Source organism: Acidovorax benzenivorans (assembly GCF_028680575.1).
In the GTDB taxonomy this organism is placed as follows: Bacteria; Pseudomonadota; Gammaproteobacteria; order Burkholderiales; family Burkholderiaceae_C; genus Acidovorax; species Acidovorax benzenivorans.
This window is the reverse complement of the sequence record NZ_JAPCKI010000012.1, coordinates 82,328-97,310: the sequence shown is the minus strand read 5'-3', so window position 1 is coordinate 97,310 and position 14,983 is coordinate 82,328. Positions and strand designations below refer to the sequence as shown.

General features: G+C 64.8%; 17 protein-coding genes. 11 read left to right on the top strand and 6 right to left on the bottom strand.

All coding sequences use genetic code 11. The annotated features are described in order from the left end of the window. The first annotated feature begins 15 nt into the window (after positions 1–15). From OIN59_RS18285 to coaD, 3 genes are all read left to right on the top strand, one after another. Positions 16–1,374: a M16 family metallopeptidase gene (locus OIN59_RS18285; protein WP_274112490.1), complete on the top strand. Its 1,359-nt coding sequence runs from the start codon at positions 16–18 to the stop codon at positions 1,372–1,374. After that, positions 1,371–2,078 carry a 16S rRNA (guanine(966)-N(2))-methyltransferase RsmD gene (rsmD, locus tag OIN59_RS18280; protein WP_274112489.1) on the top strand — a complete coding sequence of 236 codons (708 nt, stop codon included), beginning with the start codon at positions 1,371–1,373 and terminating at the stop codon, positions 2,076–2,078. The genes OIN59_RS18285 and rsmD overlap by 4 nt, the downstream gene beginning before the upstream one ends. Positions 2,079–2,210: 132 nt before the next feature. Further along, positions 2,211–2,717: a pantetheine-phosphate adenylyltransferase gene (gene coaD / locus OIN59_RS18275; protein ID WP_274112488.1), complete on the top strand. Its 507-nt coding sequence runs from the start codon at positions 2,211–2,213 to the stop codon at positions 2,715–2,717. Between the two features lie 116 nt (positions 2,718–2,833). Here the strand turns inward: coaD and OIN59_RS18270 are convergent, their stop codons facing one another. Beyond that, complete coding sequence (locus tag OIN59_RS18270; protein WP_274112487.1) at positions 2,834–3,772, bottom strand: LysR family transcriptional regulator; 939 nt, start codon at positions 3,770–3,772, stop codon at positions 2,834–2,836. 112 nt (positions 3,773–3,884) lie between these two features. Between OIN59_RS18270 and lysA the strand changes: the two genes are divergently transcribed. After that, a complete protein-coding gene (gene lysA / locus OIN59_RS18265; protein WP_274112486.1) occupies positions 3,885–5,129 on the top strand; it encodes a diaminopimelate decarboxylase in 1,245 nt (414 codons plus the stop codon). A 329-nt stretch (positions 5,130–5,458) separates the two neighbouring features. Here lysA and OIN59_RS18260 read toward each other — a convergent pair whose 3' ends face one another. The 4 genes from OIN59_RS18260 to OIN59_RS18245 all read right to left on the bottom strand — a co-directional run bounded on the left by OIN59_RS18260 (position 5,459) and on the right by OIN59_RS18245 (position 7,835). Then, a complete protein-coding gene (locus OIN59_RS18260; protein WP_274112485.1) occupies positions 5,459–6,472 on the bottom strand; it encodes an NAD(P)H-dependent glycerol-3-phosphate dehydrogenase in 1,014 nt (337 codons plus the stop codon). Positions 6,473–6,524: 52 nt separating this feature from the next. After that, positions 6,525–6,983, bottom strand: a complete 459-nt coding sequence (secB, locus tag OIN59_RS18255; RefSeq protein ID WP_060985051.1) for a protein-export chaperone SecB — start codon at positions 6,981–6,983, stop codon at positions 6,525–6,527. A gap of 108 nt (positions 6,984–7,091) precedes the next feature. Further along, positions 7,092–7,349 carry a glutaredoxin 3 gene (gene grxC, locus OIN59_RS18250; protein ID WP_274112484.1) on the bottom strand — a complete coding sequence of 86 codons (258 nt, stop codon included), beginning with the start codon at positions 7,347–7,349 and terminating at the stop codon, positions 7,092–7,094. Between the two features lie 78 nt (positions 7,350–7,427). Continuing rightward, complete coding sequence (locus tag OIN59_RS18245) at positions 7,428–7,835, bottom strand: rhodanese-like domain-containing protein (protein ID WP_274112483.1); 408 nt, start codon at positions 7,833–7,835, stop codon at positions 7,428–7,430. Positions 7,836–7,922: 87 nt separating this feature from the next. On the opposite strand from OIN59_RS18245, the gene gpmA reads away from it, so the two are divergent. The 4 genes from gpmA to OIN59_RS18225 all read left to right on the top strand — a co-directional run bounded on the left by gpmA (position 7,923) and on the right by OIN59_RS18225 (position 11,631). Beyond that, positions 7,923–8,666 carry a 2,3-diphosphoglycerate-dependent phosphoglycerate mutase gene (gpmA, locus tag OIN59_RS18240; protein ID WP_274112482.1) on the top strand — a complete coding sequence of 248 codons (744 nt, stop codon included), beginning with the start codon at positions 7,923–7,925 and terminating at the stop codon, positions 8,664–8,666. A gap of 123 nt (positions 8,667–8,789) precedes the next feature. Beyond that, positions 8,790–10,226 carry a S41 family peptidase gene (locus tag OIN59_RS18235; protein ID WP_274112481.1) on the top strand — a complete coding sequence of 479 codons (1,437 nt, stop codon included), beginning with the start codon at positions 8,790–8,792 and terminating at the stop codon, positions 10,224–10,226. 105 nt (positions 10,227–10,331) lie between these two features. Further along, positions 10,332–11,081: a HesA/MoeB/ThiF family protein gene (locus tag OIN59_RS18230; RefSeq protein WP_274112480.1), complete on the top strand. Its 750-nt coding sequence runs from the start codon at positions 10,332–10,334 to the stop codon at positions 11,079–11,081. 112 nt (positions 11,082–11,193) lie between these two features. Next, positions 11,194–11,631 carry a response regulator gene (locus OIN59_RS18225; RefSeq protein ID WP_274112538.1) on the top strand — a complete coding sequence of 146 codons (438 nt, stop codon included), beginning with the start codon at positions 11,194–11,196 and terminating at the stop codon, positions 11,629–11,631. 131 nt (positions 11,632–11,762) lie between these two features. On the opposite strand, the gene OIN59_RS18220 is transcribed toward OIN59_RS18225, so the two are convergent. Next, a complete protein-coding gene (locus OIN59_RS18220) occupies positions 11,763–12,395 on the bottom strand; it encodes a response regulator (protein WP_056065924.1) in 633 nt (210 codons plus the stop codon). 122 nt (positions 12,396–12,517) lie between these two features. Here OIN59_RS18220 and OIN59_RS18215 point away from each other — a divergent pair, with 122 nt between their 5' ends. From OIN59_RS18215 to OIN59_RS18205, 3 genes are all read left to right on the top strand, one after another. Beyond that, positions 12,518–13,924 (top strand): sensor histidine kinase, encoded by a 1,407-nt coding sequence (locus OIN59_RS18215; RefSeq protein ID WP_274112479.1) that lies wholly within the window; start codon positions 12,518–12,520, stop codon positions 13,922–13,924. A 351-nt stretch (positions 13,925–14,275) separates the two neighbouring features. Beyond that, on the top strand, positions 14,276–14,440 hold the full coding sequence (locus tag OIN59_RS18210) for a DUF1328 domain-containing protein (RefSeq protein ID WP_010463174.1): 165 nt from the start codon (positions 14,276–14,278) through the stop codon (positions 14,438–14,440). 78 nt (positions 14,441–14,518) lie between these two features. After that, a complete protein-coding gene (locus tag OIN59_RS18205) occupies positions 14,519–14,920 on the top strand; it encodes a hypothetical protein (protein WP_274112478.1) in 402 nt (133 codons plus the stop codon). Positions 14,921–14,983 lie beyond the last annotated feature (63 nt).

Sequence of the window (14,983 nt, the reverse complement as noted above, 5' to 3'; positions counted from 1 at the left end):
CTGCGGACACTGCCCATGATTACTATCAAAAACATAGCTGCTCGTGCATTGTGCACCGGCGCTATCGCCCTTTTTTCTTCTAATTCGGCCTGGGCGCTGCTGCCCATCCAGCACTGGACGGAGCCCAACGGCGCCAAGGTCTATCTGGTCGAAAGCCCGGTCATCCCCATGGTGGACGTGCAGATCGACTTTGACGCGGGTACGCGCCGCGACCCGGCGGGCCAGTCCGGCCTGGCCAATGCTGTTGCCGCCATGGCCAGCAAGGGCGTGAAGGCAGGGCGCGACGCCAGCGCCGAACCCGCGCTGGACGAAAACGGCCTGGGCGAGGCCTGGGCCGACCTAGGCGCTAGCTTTGAGGCCAATGCCGATAACGACACGCTGCACTACGTGCTGCGCTCGCTGACCGACCCACCGCTGCTGGACCGCGCAGCGCGTCTGGCGGCGCGCCAGATCGCCGAACCCGTCACGACCGAAGACGTCTGGCAGCGCGACCGCGCCCGCTGGAGCGCCAGCCTGAAAGAGGCCAACACACGCCCCGCCACCGTGGCCAACCATGCGTTTGCCGCTGCGGTGTATGGCAACCACCCCTACGGCGTGCGCACCACCGAAGAGACGCTGGCGCGCGTTGGCGTGGCCGACATGCAGGCCTTTCACACGCAGCATGTCGCCGCTTGCCGCGCCAAGGTCAGCATCGTGGGTGCCGTCTCTCGCGCCCAGGCGCAGACGCTGGTGGCCACGCTGCTGTCGCGCCTGCCTGCCACTGCAGGCTGCGCACCGCTGCCGCCCGTGGGCGAAGTGGCGGCGCTGACGGCTCCTGCCGACAAGACCATTCCGTTTGCCTCGGCCCAGGCCCATGTGCTGATTGGCCAGCCGGGCTTCCAGCGCCGCGACCCCGCCTTTCTGGCGCTGCTGGTGGGCAACCACATTCTGGGCGGCGGCGGTTTTGTCTCGCGCCTGACCCATGAGGTGCGTGAAAAGCGCGGCCTCTCCTACAGCGTGTACAGCTACTTCGCCTCCGGCCTGCATGCGGGCGCGTTCACGGTGGGCCTGCAGACCCGCCCCGACCAGGCCGCGCAGGCCGTGAAGGTGTCCCGCGATGTGATTGCCCGCTTTGTGGCCGAAGGCCCTACCGAGGCCGAGCTGCGTGCCGCCAAGGACAACCTCATCGGCGGCTTTGCATTGCGCATCGACAGCAACAAAAAGCTGCTGGGCAACGTGGCCAACATCGCCTGGAACGACCTGCCGCTGGACTACCTGGACCAGTGGGCCAAAAAGGTCGAAGCCCTGACCGTGGCCGACGTGCGCACGGCCATGGCCCAGAAGCTGCAGCCCGAGCGCATGGTGACCGTGGTGGTAGGAGGTAAACAGCCATGAGCCGATCCACCCTGCGCGGCAGCGCCATCACCGCCGAAATCCGCAAGGCCCAGGCTGCAGCAGCCGCAGCCCCTGTAGATCCCAAGGCCTCCAAGAAAAGCGCCAAGGACAAAGCTGCCGCGGCTGCTGCCCCCAAGGGCGTGGGCGAAATCCGCATCATCGGCGGGCAATGGAAGCGCACCCGCCTGCCCGTGGCCCAGCGCCCCGGCCTGCGTCCCACGCCCGACCGCGTCCGCGAAACGCTCTTCAACTGGCTGGGCCAGGACTTGAGTGGCTGGCGCTGCCTGGACGCTTTTGCGGGCACGGGTGCGCTGGGGCTCGAAGCCGCTTCGCGCGGTGCCGCGTCGGTGCAACTGGTGGAGAGTGACGCCGCGCTGGTGGCCCAGCTGCAGGTGCTGCAGGCCAAGCTGCAGGCCAGTGCCGTGCGCGTGCAGCGCGGCGACGGCGTGGCCGCCCTGAAGCAGGCCACACCCGCCAGTGTGGACCTGGTGCTGCTGGACCCGCCGTTTGACGGCGACCTGTTTGCACCCGCCCTGCAGGCCGCTGCCAAGGCCGTGGCTGCTCAAGGATTCATCTACCTCGAAGCCCCCCGCGCCTGGACGGACGATGAACTGGCTGCGAGTGGCCTGGCCGTGTACCGGCATCTGAAGGCTGGCGCCGTGCATGCGCACCTGCTGCGCCCTGTGGCAGCCGCCACAGAATGAGCCGACACCGGTTCATGTTGCACTGCACTGCATAATGCGCGCACGCGGCCCGCAGGCCCTGTAGAACGGGTGGTTCACCCGCTCCTCGGGCCCGGGCCAACGTCCATACAGCCAGACAGGAGACAACCAGCCATGGCCCAGAACGTGCTCGCCGTGTACCCCGGAACCTTCGACCCCATCACGCTGGGCCATGAAGACGTGGTGCGCAGGGCCACCCAGTTGTTCGAACGTGTGATCGTGGCCGTGGCGGCGGGCCACCACAAGAAGACCCTGTTCTCGCTGGAAGAGCGCATCGACATGGTGCGCGAGGCCGTCAAGATGTATCCCCAGGTGCAGGTCGAGCCCTTTTCAGGCTTGTTGCGTGACTTTGTGGTGTCGCGCGGCGGCAAGGCCATGGTGCGCGGCCTGCGCGCCGTGACCGACTTTGACTACGAGTTCCAGCTCGCTGGCATGAACCGCAGCCTCATGCCCCAGGTGGAGACGGTGTTCCTTACCCCCAGCGACAAATACCAGTTCATCAGCAGCACCTTTGTGCGCGAGATTGCGGTGCTGGGTGGCGAGGTGACCAAGTTCGTGTCGCCCTCGGTCGAGGAGCACCTGGCGGTAAAGGTGCGTAGCCTGGCGGCGCCGGGCGGCTGAGCGCGCCCGCCAGAACGCAGAACGCGTGCGGGGCCCAGGTCTGGGCACTTTTGTGCCGATGGCGCTTATGCCATAAGCGCAAACAGCTATCAAAATGGTAGCATTCCATCGGGGCATCAGTCCCTGCCGGGCGGCAACTGTGCCGCAATGGTGTGGGCCTGTTCGCGCAAGGCCTCCAGCATGGGCACCACCTCGGGCAGGGGTGGGCGGTACAGCGGTAGCAGCGCCGTCACGCTGAAAGGGATAGAAAACGCCAGGCGCCGCAGCACCAGTCGCTCGCTGGCGGCGGCCAGGGCCGTGACCGGGTTGACGATGGCAATGCCCAGGCCCTGTTCGACCATGGCGCACACCGCCGCAGCACTGTGAGTTTCCACGCGCAGGGTGCGCGCCACGCCCGCCTCTGCAAACCGGGCGTCGATGAGGCGGCGGTAGGGGTCGTCGGCCGACAGGCTCACAAAAAATTCGCCGACAAAGTCGCCCAGTTGCAGCACCGGTTGGCGGGCCAGGGCGTGGTGGGCTGGCAGCACGGCCACCTCGTCCAGGGTGAGCAGCACCTCGGCCCGCGTGCCTGGCGGGGCGGTGGTCTGCTCGCACAGGCCCAGGTCAAACCGCTGGGCGCTCATCCATTCTTCGAGCAGCGGCGACTCCTGCGGCGTGACCGAAAGGCGCGCCTCGGGCTGTGACTGCATCAGTTTTGCCGCCGCGCCGGGCAGCAGCGCATGGGCCAGCGCAGGCAGGCACAACACTGACAGTTGCACCGCGCCCGACCGGCCCAGCGCCACCGCCCGGTCCACCACGCGCTCCAGCCCCTGCCAGGAGCGTTGCACCTCGTCCCACAGCGCCAGCGCCCGCGCGTTGGCCCGCAGCCGACCCTGCACGCGTTCGAACAGCGCATAGCCCAGCAGCGATTCGAGCCGGGCCAGTTCGCGGCTCACGGTGGGTTGCGAGCTGTGTAGCAGGTCGGCCGCGCCGGTGGCGCTGCCTGCCGTCATCACGGCGCGAAACACCTCGATGTGCCGGTGGGTGATGCGGTGGGTCAAGGCGAGGTCGGTCATGCGTGAAGCATATCCATATTGAATGGGTGATGAATATCAAAGCATTCGACCAAATACCTTGGAGCGGGCATCATCCGCGCTTCCATTCAGTCTTTGTGCCTTCGGAGTCCCCATGTCCAATCCCTTCTCGCCCGCCCAGCTGTGGTCCCTGGCCGACCAGTTCGGCACCCCGCTGTGGGTGTACGACGCGGCCACCATCCGCCAGCGCATTGCGCAGGTGTCCAATTTCGAGACCATCCGTTTTGCGCAGAAGGCCTGCTCCAACATCCATATCCTGAAGCTCATGCGCGAGCAGGGTGTGAAGGTGGACGCTGTCTCGCGCGGCGAGATCCTGCGCGCGCTGGCGGCGGGCTATGTGGCGGGTGGCGAGCCCTCCGAGATCGTCTTCACTGCCGACCTGTTCGACGCCGCCACGCTGGACTGCGTGGTGGAGCACGGCGTGCCGGTCAACGCAGGCTCGATCGACATGCTGCACCAGCTGGGTGCGCGCTCGCCCGGCCATGCCGTGTGGCTGCGCATCAACCCAGGTTTTGGCCACGGCCACAGCAACAAGACGAATACCGGCGGTGAGCACAGCAAGCACGGCATCTGGCACACCGATTTGGGCGCTGCGCTGGCAGCCATCGCGCAGCATGGCCTGAAGCTGGTGGGCCTGCATATGCACATCGGCTCGGGCGTCGATTACAGCCACTTGCAGGAGGTGTGTGGCGCGATGGTCAACCTGGTGCGCACGGCCCATGCAGCGGGGCATGACCTGCACGCCATCTCGGCGGGTGGTGGCCTGTCCATCCCCTACCGCAGCGGCGACCCGGTGGTCGACACCCAGCACTACCACGGCCTGTGGGACGCCGCACGCCAGCAGGCCGAGGCCATCGTGGGTCACAAGCTCGGCCTGGAGATTGAGCCCGGCCGCTATCTGGTGGCCGAGTCCGGCGTGCTGCTGGGCCAGGTGCGCGCCAGCAAGAACGCGGGCAACAACCACTTTGTGCTGGTCGATACCGGCTTCAACGAACTCATGCGCCCGTCGATGTACGGCAGCTACCACGCCATGAGCGTGCTGCGCCGCGACGGCTCCACGGCGGCAGCGCAGCCCACGGTGGTGGCGGGGCCGCTGTGCGAGTCTGGCGACGTGTTCACCCAGGGCGATGGTGGCGTGGTGCTGCCGCGCGACCTGCCCGCCGCGCAGGTGGGCGACCTGCTGGTGATTCACGACACGGGTGCATATGGCGCCAGCATGTCCTCCAACTACAACACGCGGCCTTTGATTGCCGAGGTGCTGGTGGACGGCGGCCAGGCCCGCCTTATCCGCCGCCGCCAGACGGTGGACGAGCTGCTGGCGCTGGAGTTGGGTCTGTAAGCCCGGTTGGGGGGCTACGCGCTTGGTGCGTGGCTGCCAGCCGGAGTCGGCAGGGTAGGTGGGGGCCTACGGGCAGGCGCTGTTATGCCGGACAACGGCGCTGCGGGGTGAGAAATACAGTGAAAACACCTGAGCGTCTCACCCTATCAAGGAGATTTCCATGCCTCTGATTGCCTGGCTACTTGGCGTCCCGCTGTCGGTTGTTTTGCTGCTGATGTTGTTCGGGGTGTTTTGAACACAGTCCGCTGACAGCATCCCGCTGGCAGCGTCAAAACAAAAGGCCCCTGCGGCATGCCGCAGGGGCCTTTTTTCTTGAGCGAATCATCAGTTCACATCAGCTCGGACGCGGGTCCGCGCCCCATGAGGGTGACCACCGCATCGGATGGGGTGAGCTGGCCATCCAGCAGCGCCACCACTGCGCGGGTGATGGGCATGTCCACGCCCAGCGCAGCCGCCCGCTGCGCCACGGTGCGGGCGCTGTACACGCCCTCTGCCACGTGGCCCAGTGACTCGACGGCCTGCTGCAGGGTTTTGCCCTCGGCCAGCAGCATGCCCACGCGCCGGTTGCGCGACAGGTCACCCGTGGCCGTCAGCACCAGGTCGCCCAGGCCCGACAGGCCCATGAAGGTGTCGGGCCGTGCGCCCAGGGCCAGGCCCAGCCGCGTCATCTCGGCCAGGCCGCGCGTGATCAGCGCTGCACGGGCATTGAGGCCTAGTTCCAGCCCGTCGCACAGGCCGGTGGCAATGGCCAGCACGTTCTTCACCGCGCCACCCACCTCCACGCCCACGATGTCCTCATTGGCATACACGCGCACGCTGGGGCTATGAAAGGCGCTGACCAGTGCGTCACGCACCTTGGCGTGCGCGCTGGCAGCCACCAGTGCGGTGGGCTGGCCCAGCGCCACTTCTTGTGCAAAGCTGGGGCCGCTGAACACGCCTGCTATCAGTTCAGGAGCTACCAGGGCTTGTATCTCATGCGCCAGCAGCCCAAAAGTATCTGAACTGCCAGCGGCTGCCGCTTCAAACCCCTTGCACAGCCAGGCCACGGGTGCAGCGCAGCCACGCAGGGCTTGCAGCATGCCGCGCAACGCCGCCATGGGCGTGGCCACAATGACGAGGTCGGCACCCGGCCACAGCGTGGCAAAGGCGCCATCGGCCACGGTGAGGGAAGGAGGGAGGGGGATGCGGGGCAGATAACGCGTGTTCTGCCGCTCGGCGCGCATCTGGTCCGCCTGGGCGGCATCGCGCGCCCACAGGGTGACGGCATGGCCTGCGGGGTGCTGGGCGGCACTCATGGCCACGGCCGTCCCCCAGGCTCCAGCGCCCAATACTATGATTTTCATAGCTGTATGCGCTTATTCATCCAGCACTACAGGCAGAAATGCCTGTAAATGCTTACTGCGTGATGATGGGCGAGGCCTGGCCGGCGGCCTGGGCTTGCTGCTGCTCGTACATGGCCTGGAAGTTGATTTCGGCCAGGTGCACGGGTGGGAAGCCAGCGCGGTTGATCAGGTCGGCCACATTGCCACGCAGGTAGGGGTACACGATCTGGGGGCAGGCGATGCCCATGATGGGGCCCATCTGGTCTTCAGGCACGTTGCGGATTTCGAAGATGCCGGCTTGCTTGGCTTCGACCAGGAACACGGTCTTGTCCTTGATCTTGGTCTGCACGGTGGCGGTCACGGCCACTTCAAAGATGCCTTCGGCCACGGGAGTGGCTTCCACGCCCAGCTGGATGTCCACGCTGGGCTGCTCTTGTTCGAGCAGGATGGCGGGGGAGTTGGGCTGCTCCAGCGACATGTCCTTGAGGTAGACGCGCTGGATCTGGAACACGGGGTTTTCTTGGTCGGCCATGGTGAAGTCTCTTTGCTCTTACGAAATTGCTAGCAAAACAAAACCCGCCGGGGAGAAGCTCCCGCAGCGGGCACATGGGGCTGCATTATGCAGCGCCCGGAGAGGGGGTCAGGCGCCCAGCAAAGGCATCAACTCGCCACGGCTGTCCAGCGCCACCAGGTCATCGTGGCCGCCCACATGGGTGTCGCCGATGTAAATCTGCGGCACCGTGCGGCGGCCGGTGATTTCCATCATTTGGTTGCGCGCGGCGGGGTCGGTGTCGATGCGGATCTCCTCGATCTGCTCCACACCCTTGGACTTGAGGATCTGCTTGGCCCGGATGCAGTAGGGGCAGACGGCAGTGGTGTACATCTTCACGGGTTGCATGGCGGACCTTCCTCTTTCTTCCTGTGGGGCTGAAAAACCAGTCGCAAGACTAGCGCTGACCGAATAACTGGGGGCGGATCAGGCTTTTTCCACAGGCAGGCTGGCTTCGCGCCAGGCCTTGAGGCCACCGGCCAGGGACTGGGCGTTTTCGTAGCCCAGCTTCTTGGCAATAGCGACGGCGCGGTTGGAGCGGGCGCCGCTGGCGCAGACCAGCACCACGGGCAGGGCCTTGTTCTTGACCAAGGTGGGCAGGCGCTCTTCGAGCTGGCCCAGGGGCACGTTCTTGGCGCCATTCACGTGGCCAGCGGCAAATTCTTCGGTCTCGCACACGTCGATGACCACCGCTTTTTCGCGGTTGATGAGCTGCACGGCGCGCGCTGGCGTCAGCGAGCCGCCACTGGCGTTCTTGAGGACCGGCCACAGCAACATGCTGCCCGAAGCCAGTGCAACGAGGAACAGATACCAGTTATCAATAATGAATTTCACGAAGTTTCCTTGGGTTGGCGAACAGCGTAATTCTAAAATGCCGGGTTTGGTCTGCTTTTTCTTTAGCCCGTATTTCCTGGGGAAACCATGTACAAGCTCGTTTTGATCCGCCACGGCGAATCCACCTGGAACCTTGAAAACCGCTTCACCGGCTGGACCGATGTGGATCTCACGCCCACCGGCGTCTCCCAGGCCATGTCGGCCGGCAAGCTGCTCAAGGCTGAGGGCTACGAGTTCGATCTGGCGTTCACCAGCGTGCTCAAACGCGCCATCCACACCCTCTGGTACACGCTGGACGAAATGGACTGCACCTGGCTGCCCGTGGTCAAGGACTGGCGCCTGAACGAGCGCCACTACGGCGCCCTGCAGGGCCTGAACAAGGCCGACATGGCCAAGCAGTACGGTGACGAGCAGGTGCTGGTGTGGCGCCGCAGCTATGACACGCCCCCGCCAGCGCTGGAGGCTGCCGACCCCCGCAGCGAGCGTGCCGACCGCCGCTACGCCGGTGTGGCGGCCGAGAACGTGCCCCTGACCGAGTGCCTGAAAGACACTGTGGCCCGCGTGTTGCCGTTCTGGAACGAGGCCATGGCGCCTGCCATCCGTTCGGGCAAGCGGGTGGTGGTGGCTGCGCACGGCAACTCCATTCGTGCGCTGGTGAAGTACCTGGACAACATCTCCGAGACCGATATCGTGGGCCTGAACATTCCCAACGGGATTCCACTGGTATACGAACTGGATGCCGACCTCCAACCCATCCGTCACTACTATCTGGGCGATGCCGAAGCGGCAGCCAGAGCCGCAGCCGCCGTGGCGTCGCAGGGCAAAGCGTAAATAGCAGGTAAAGAGCGGGGAAAACCCCGCTGATCCCCGCCAAAGTGAGCATCCATGCGGAACTGCGGCGGGTTTGGCCCCTTCCAAGGTGTATATTGGTTTTGAAGCGGTAAAAGGTGTTGTATGGGCCACAAACTCAAGATTGCAGGATGGGTGTCGGTAGGCGTGGTGGCGGGTGCGCTCACCACGGTGTCACTGCAAACGGTGGCGCGCGGCGCCATGACGCCGTTGCCGCTCGAAGAAATCCAGCAACTGTCCGCTGTGTTCGGTCTGGTCAAGACCGATTACGTCGAGCCGGTGGATGACAAAAAGCTCATCACGGACGCCATCTCCGGCATGGTGTCCAGCCTGGATCCGCACTCCCAGTATTTCGACAAGAAGTCCTTCAAGGAATTCCGCGAGGGCACCTCGGGGCGTTTTGTGGGCGTGGGCATCGAGATCACGCAGGAAGACGGCCTGATCAAGATCGTGTCGCCCATTGAAGGCTCGCCTGCCTTCCGTGCCGGCCTCAAGACCAACGACCTGATCACCAAGATCGACGAAACCGCCGTCAAGGGCTTGGCGCTCAACGACGCCGTCAAGCGCATGCGTGGCGAGCCCAGCACCAAGGTCACGCTCACCATCTTCCGCAAGGACGAGAACCGCACCTTCCCCGTCACCATCACGCGCGAAGAAATCAAGACCCAGTCCGTCAAGGGCAAGGTGATTGAACCCGGCTACGGCTGGATCCGCCTGTCGCAGTTCCAGGAACGCACGGTGGACGACTTCGTGCGCAAGGTGGAAGAAGTCTACAAGCAGGAGCCCAACCTCAAGGGCCTGGTGCTGGACCTGCGCAACGACCCAGGTGGCCTGCTGGACGCAGCCGTGGCGATCTCGGCGGCGTTCCTGCCCGAGAACGTGACGGTGGTGACCACCAATGGCCAACTGGCCGACAGCAAGGCCACCTACAAGGCCGCACCTGACTATTACCAGCGCCGGGGTGGTGGTGACCCGCTCAAACGCCTGCCTGCGTCCCTCAAGTCGGTGCCGCTGGTGGTGCTGGTCAACGAAGGCTCTGCCTCAGCCAGCGAGATCGTGGCGGGCGCGTTGCAGGACCACAAGCGCGCCACCATCATGGGCAGCCAGACCTTCGGCAAGGGATCGGTGCAGACCGTGCGTCCGCTGGGCCCTGATACGGGCATCAAGTTGACCACCGCCCGCTACTACACCCCCAGTGGCAAGTCGATCCAGGCCAAGGGCATCGTTCCCGACGTGATGATCGATGAGTCGGAAGAGGGCAACATCTTTGCCGCCTTGCGCATGCGCGAGGCCGACCTCGACAAACACCTGGGTAGTGGCCAGGGCGAGGAGAAGAAAGACGAAGCCCGCGAAAAGGCCCGCGAGGACGCCCGCAAGCGCCTGGAAGAGGAAGCTAAGAAGCCCGCTGCAGACCGCAAGGTGCCCGAATTCGGTTCGGACAAGGACTTCCAGCTGGTGCAGGCCCTCAACCAGCTCAAGGGCCGCCCAGTGCTGGTCAGCAAGACGCTGACAGAGCGCAAGGAAGAAAAGAAAGAGAATTGAGCTTTTCGCGCTCCGACCCCGGGCTGGATTTCGCGAGGAATCCAGCCTTTTTCACGTCTGCTTTTTTCACCGTTGAATTTTTGGCCGCTACGGGCCAGCCCTCCCATGACCGATGACCAGCTCTTGCGCTATTCCCGCCACATCCTGCTCGACGAGGTGGGCATTGAGGGGCAGGAGCGCGTGCTGGCGGCGCATGCCCTCATCATCGGCGCGGGCGGGCTGGGGTCGCCCGCCGCGCTGTACCTGGCGTCAGCGGGTGTGGGTCACATCACGCTCGTTGATGACGATGTGGTGGACCTGACCAACTTGCAGCGCCAGATTGCGCACACCACCGCACGGGTGGGCAGTCCCAAGGTCGATTCGGCGGCGCAGGCCATGGCTGCCATCAACCCCGAGGTGCGGGTCACGGCACTGCAAACTAGGGTGGACGCTGCCGCGTTGGACAGCTTGGTGCGCGACGCCACCGTGGTGCTCGACTGCAGTGACAACTATGCCACTCGCCAGGCGGTCAACGCCGCGTGTGTGCGCCACACCAAGCCGCTGGTGGCGGGCGCGGTGATCCAGTTCGACGGCCAGATCACGGTGGTGGACCCGCGCGATGCGCAGTCACCGTGCTACGCCTGCATCTTCCCGCCCGACGCGGAATTTGAAGAAGTGCGTTGCTCCACGATGGGGGTGTTTGCGCCGCTGGTGGGTGTGGTGGGGGCGATGCAGGCGGCCGAGGCGCTCAAGCTGATGGCGGGCGTGGGGCAGTCGCTGGCGGGGCGGCTGTTGATGCTCGATGGCCGAGCCATGGAGTGGAGCACCATGCGCGTGCAGCGCCATGCCCACTGCACGGTGTGTGTTACGCGGTAGGATTTTTCCTACATGGCCAGCGTGTTGCGGCTGGCAGAATCCGGCGCAGGGAAGCCTTAAATTCAAGGCTAGGACAGCGTGCCCCGCACTGTCCGCACACATGGACTCGCTCGTGAAACTGCGCACCTACATTGTTGAAGACAACGCGACCATCCGTGAGAACCTGATCGGAACTCTGGAGGAGTTGGCGTCTGTGGAGGCAGTGGGTATGGCAGAAACCGAAGACGAAGGCACGAACTGGCTGGCCGCACACCCCGAGGAATGGGACCTCGCTATTGTCGACCTGTTTTTGCGCCAGGGCAGCGGATTGGGTGTGTTGGCTGCCTGCCGCACGCGGCGGGCCGGACAAAAAATGGTGGTGCTGAGCAACTACGCCACGCCGGACGTGCGCATGCGCTGTGCGCAGCTGGGTGTGGATGCGGTGTTTGACAAATCCAACGAGATCGACGCGCTGGTGGACTACTGCGTGCAGCACAGCAGCCCGTCCCTCGGCTTGGATACCGGCAGCAGCGGTGGTGTGTCCACCGCCTCATCGGGCTTACCCCAGTGACACAACCCGCCGCCGCGTGCGTGAGGGCATGCGGCAGTCAGGGTACCTGTTCTTCTTCTCTTTTTTGGAGCGCCGCCGCAGTGCGGTTCGCTCAGGCCCGGCTGCGCTGGGCGCAGGCAGGGCCCTGGATGTCAGTCGATCAGGCGATTTTTGAGCGCATAGTAGGTGAGGTCGCTGTTGGACGACAGGCTCATCTTTTCCATCAGGCGTGTACGGTACGTGCTCACTGTCTTCACGCTCAGCGACAACGACTTGGCAATATCGCCAGCCGTCTCTCCCTTGGCCAGCTTGAGGAACACTTGAAATTCGCGCTCCGACAGTTGCTCGTGCGGCGGCGCATCGTCCTTGCGGTTAAGTTGCTGCGCCAGCAGTTCGGCCACGGCAGGCGTCAGGTAGCGGCGGCCCAGCGCGATGGTGCGGATGGCCTCCACGATCTCCGACGGCTCACACTCCTTGTTCAGATAGCCGCTCGCGCCTTGGCGGATCAGGTTGATCGCATAGTGTTCTTCGGGGTAGCCGCTCAGGATCAGGATGCCCATGTCGGGCGCTTTGGCGCGCAGCATGGCCAGGGCATCGAGCCCACTTTGGCCGGGCATCGACAGGTCCATCAGCAGCACATCGATTTCCTTGTTGCGCACCAGGTCGATGGCCTCGCGGCCGTTGGCGGCTTCGCCTTCCACCCGCAGGTCCACATGCTCGGACAGGAACTGCCGCAGCCCGGAACGAACAATCGCATGGTCATCCACAATGCCGATCTTGATCATTGATGCTTCTTTCGAGTCGGCAGCACGCGTGCCCCAGTGTGTATGGAAGTCCAGATGCCCCGTCGAGTCACTGCACGGCAGGGGCGCCAAAACGGTAGTTGGTCATTATCCAGAATAAGCGTATGAATCTCCAAGAAAACACCCGGCGGTGGTTACCAAAAGTCCGCCAAATGGCACTGAGCCTGCCCATGGCGCTGCTGGCGGCCATGGTGTTGGTGGGCATCAATGAAACGGGGCACATGCGCTCGCAGGACGCGGTGGAGCAACTGGCCCAGGGGTTGTCCACGCGGGCCGATGTGAACAAGCTGCTGCAAAGCATGCTGGATGCCGAAACCGGCCAGCGCGGCTACCTGCTCACCGGCAACGAGACTTACCTGGAGCCCTACGACAAAGCCGTGGCGACCGTGCAAACCAACCTGGACCGTCTGCGCACCCAGTTCACGGGCTCGCCCGAGGACATGCAGGAGTTCGCGCTGCTTTCGCGGCAGACATCACGCAAATTGGCCGAGATGGAGCTGAGCCTGCGGCTGCGCCGTCAGGGCAACGAAGACGCCTGGAAATTCATCTTGAGCACGGACGTCGGCAAGGAGCACATGGAGGCGATCCGGCAGCACACGCAAGAGCTGATCGCCCGCAGCGACCGGCGCCTGCAGCAGGGCCGCGAGCAGATCGAACAGTCGCTGATGCTGTCGCGCATTGGCATTGCCACGGTGACCGCTATTGGCCTGCTGGCGTTCTATATGTACCTGCGCCAGACGCAGGCGGTGCAGTCCGTCAACCTGCGCGAGCAAGAGGTGCTGGAACGCGAGCGCGACCGACTGGAGGGCCTGGTGCGCGACCGCACGGCCACGCTGTCTGAATTGGCCAACCACTTGCAGCAGGTGCGCGAAGAAGAACGGGGCCATCTGGCGCGTGAGCTGCACGATGAGCTGGGCGCGCTGCTGACGGCCGCCAAGCTCGATGTGGCGCGCCTCAAGTCCAAGATCGATGCCACCGCGCCCGACATTGCTGAGCGCCTCAGGCACCTCACCGAAACGCTCAACAGCGGCATCGCGCTCAAGCGCCGCATCATTGAAGACCTGCGGCCTTCGTCGCTGTCGAACCTGGGGCTCACGGCTGCACTGGAGATCCTGACACGCGAATACGCAGAGCGTGCAGGCATTGAGGTCGAGACCAGCCTGGAGCCTGTGCAACTGCCCGATGCCTCGCAGCTCACGGTGTACCGCATGGTGCAGGAGGCGCTGACCAACATTGGCAAGTACGCCAAGGCCAACAAGGTGCTGGTGTCGGTGCATGGCTACCCCACGCATGTGGCGGTGCAGGTGCGCGACGATGGTGTGGGGTTTGACCCCGCCACCGTACGTCCCACTTCCCACGGGCTGGCAGGTATGCGCCACCGGGTCGAGGCTGCGGGCGGGCGTCTCACACTCACATCGCGGCCTGGTGATGGCGCGGTGTTGTCGGCCGTGTTGCCGCTGCCGCGCACCTCGTCAGAGTCGCGCAGCAACGCCGCTGCGCACGACGCCTGAGGCACACGCCGCCTCGTTACTGCCTCTCCTTCACCCGCTGCATTGTGGGGCGCAGCGCATGCAGGCCCACATGCCACATATGCCACATGCCACATCTGCGGGCTGCTGTTGCGCCATGCCCGGTGCCAGCGCCCCGTGGTGGGGTACCCGAGCCGCGGCCGTCGTGCGCGCTACCGCGTACGCGGTCCGGCCAGTGCGCGCCGTCCTACATCGCCCCCACTGCACCGCCGACAGGCAAGCGCGCTGCACACCGGCATCCGCCGCGTGGGGTGGTGCCTACAGTAGCCCCAGGCGTTGAGGTTTTGGCGCCCCCGATCTGCCGGCAAGCCGGCCACCCATAAGGAGATGGAAATGTTGCACTACGCAGTTGTTTTTCTGGTGATCGCGCTGATTGCAGCCCTCTTCGGTTTTGGCGGTATCGCTGCCGGTGCCGTGGGCATTGCGAAGATTCTGTTCTTCGTGTTCGTGATCATGGCTGTTGTCACCTTTGTGCTGGGGCTCCTCAAAAAGGGGTGAGTCCGGCCGTAACGCCTGGACTGCTGCCCTTCACCCCCTCGCGCATCCCCTGTACCCCACACCCCAAGGAGTTTCCCCATGAGTCTTCAGACCGTTACCGACACAGTGACCCACGGTGTTCGCAACCTGGCCGATGACGTGCTGCAAAGTGCACAAGACGCGGTGCAGACCACCCGCGCCGCAGCCGATCAGTCGCTGGACAAGGCCGAAGAAAGCGCGCGCGCCCTGCGCCGCCAGGCTGACCCGGCCATTGACGACCTCGCCGCTCGCGCACAGGTCCTGGCAGCGCGCAGCATCGATTACTGCGCCGAGACCAGCGCGCGTGCACGCCGCCAGATCCAACAGGCCGCTGAAGTCACGGGCAAGTACGTGGCCGAGCAACCCGGCAAGTCACTGGCCATCGCCGTCGCATCGGGCGCTTTGCTGGCGACCGTGGCGACCGTGGCGATGTGGATGTCCCGTCGGCGCAATGCATACTGAGGGCTCGCGCACCGGTGTTTGCACGCCAGTGCCTTGCCAGTAGCCCGCAGCGCCTGGATGCCC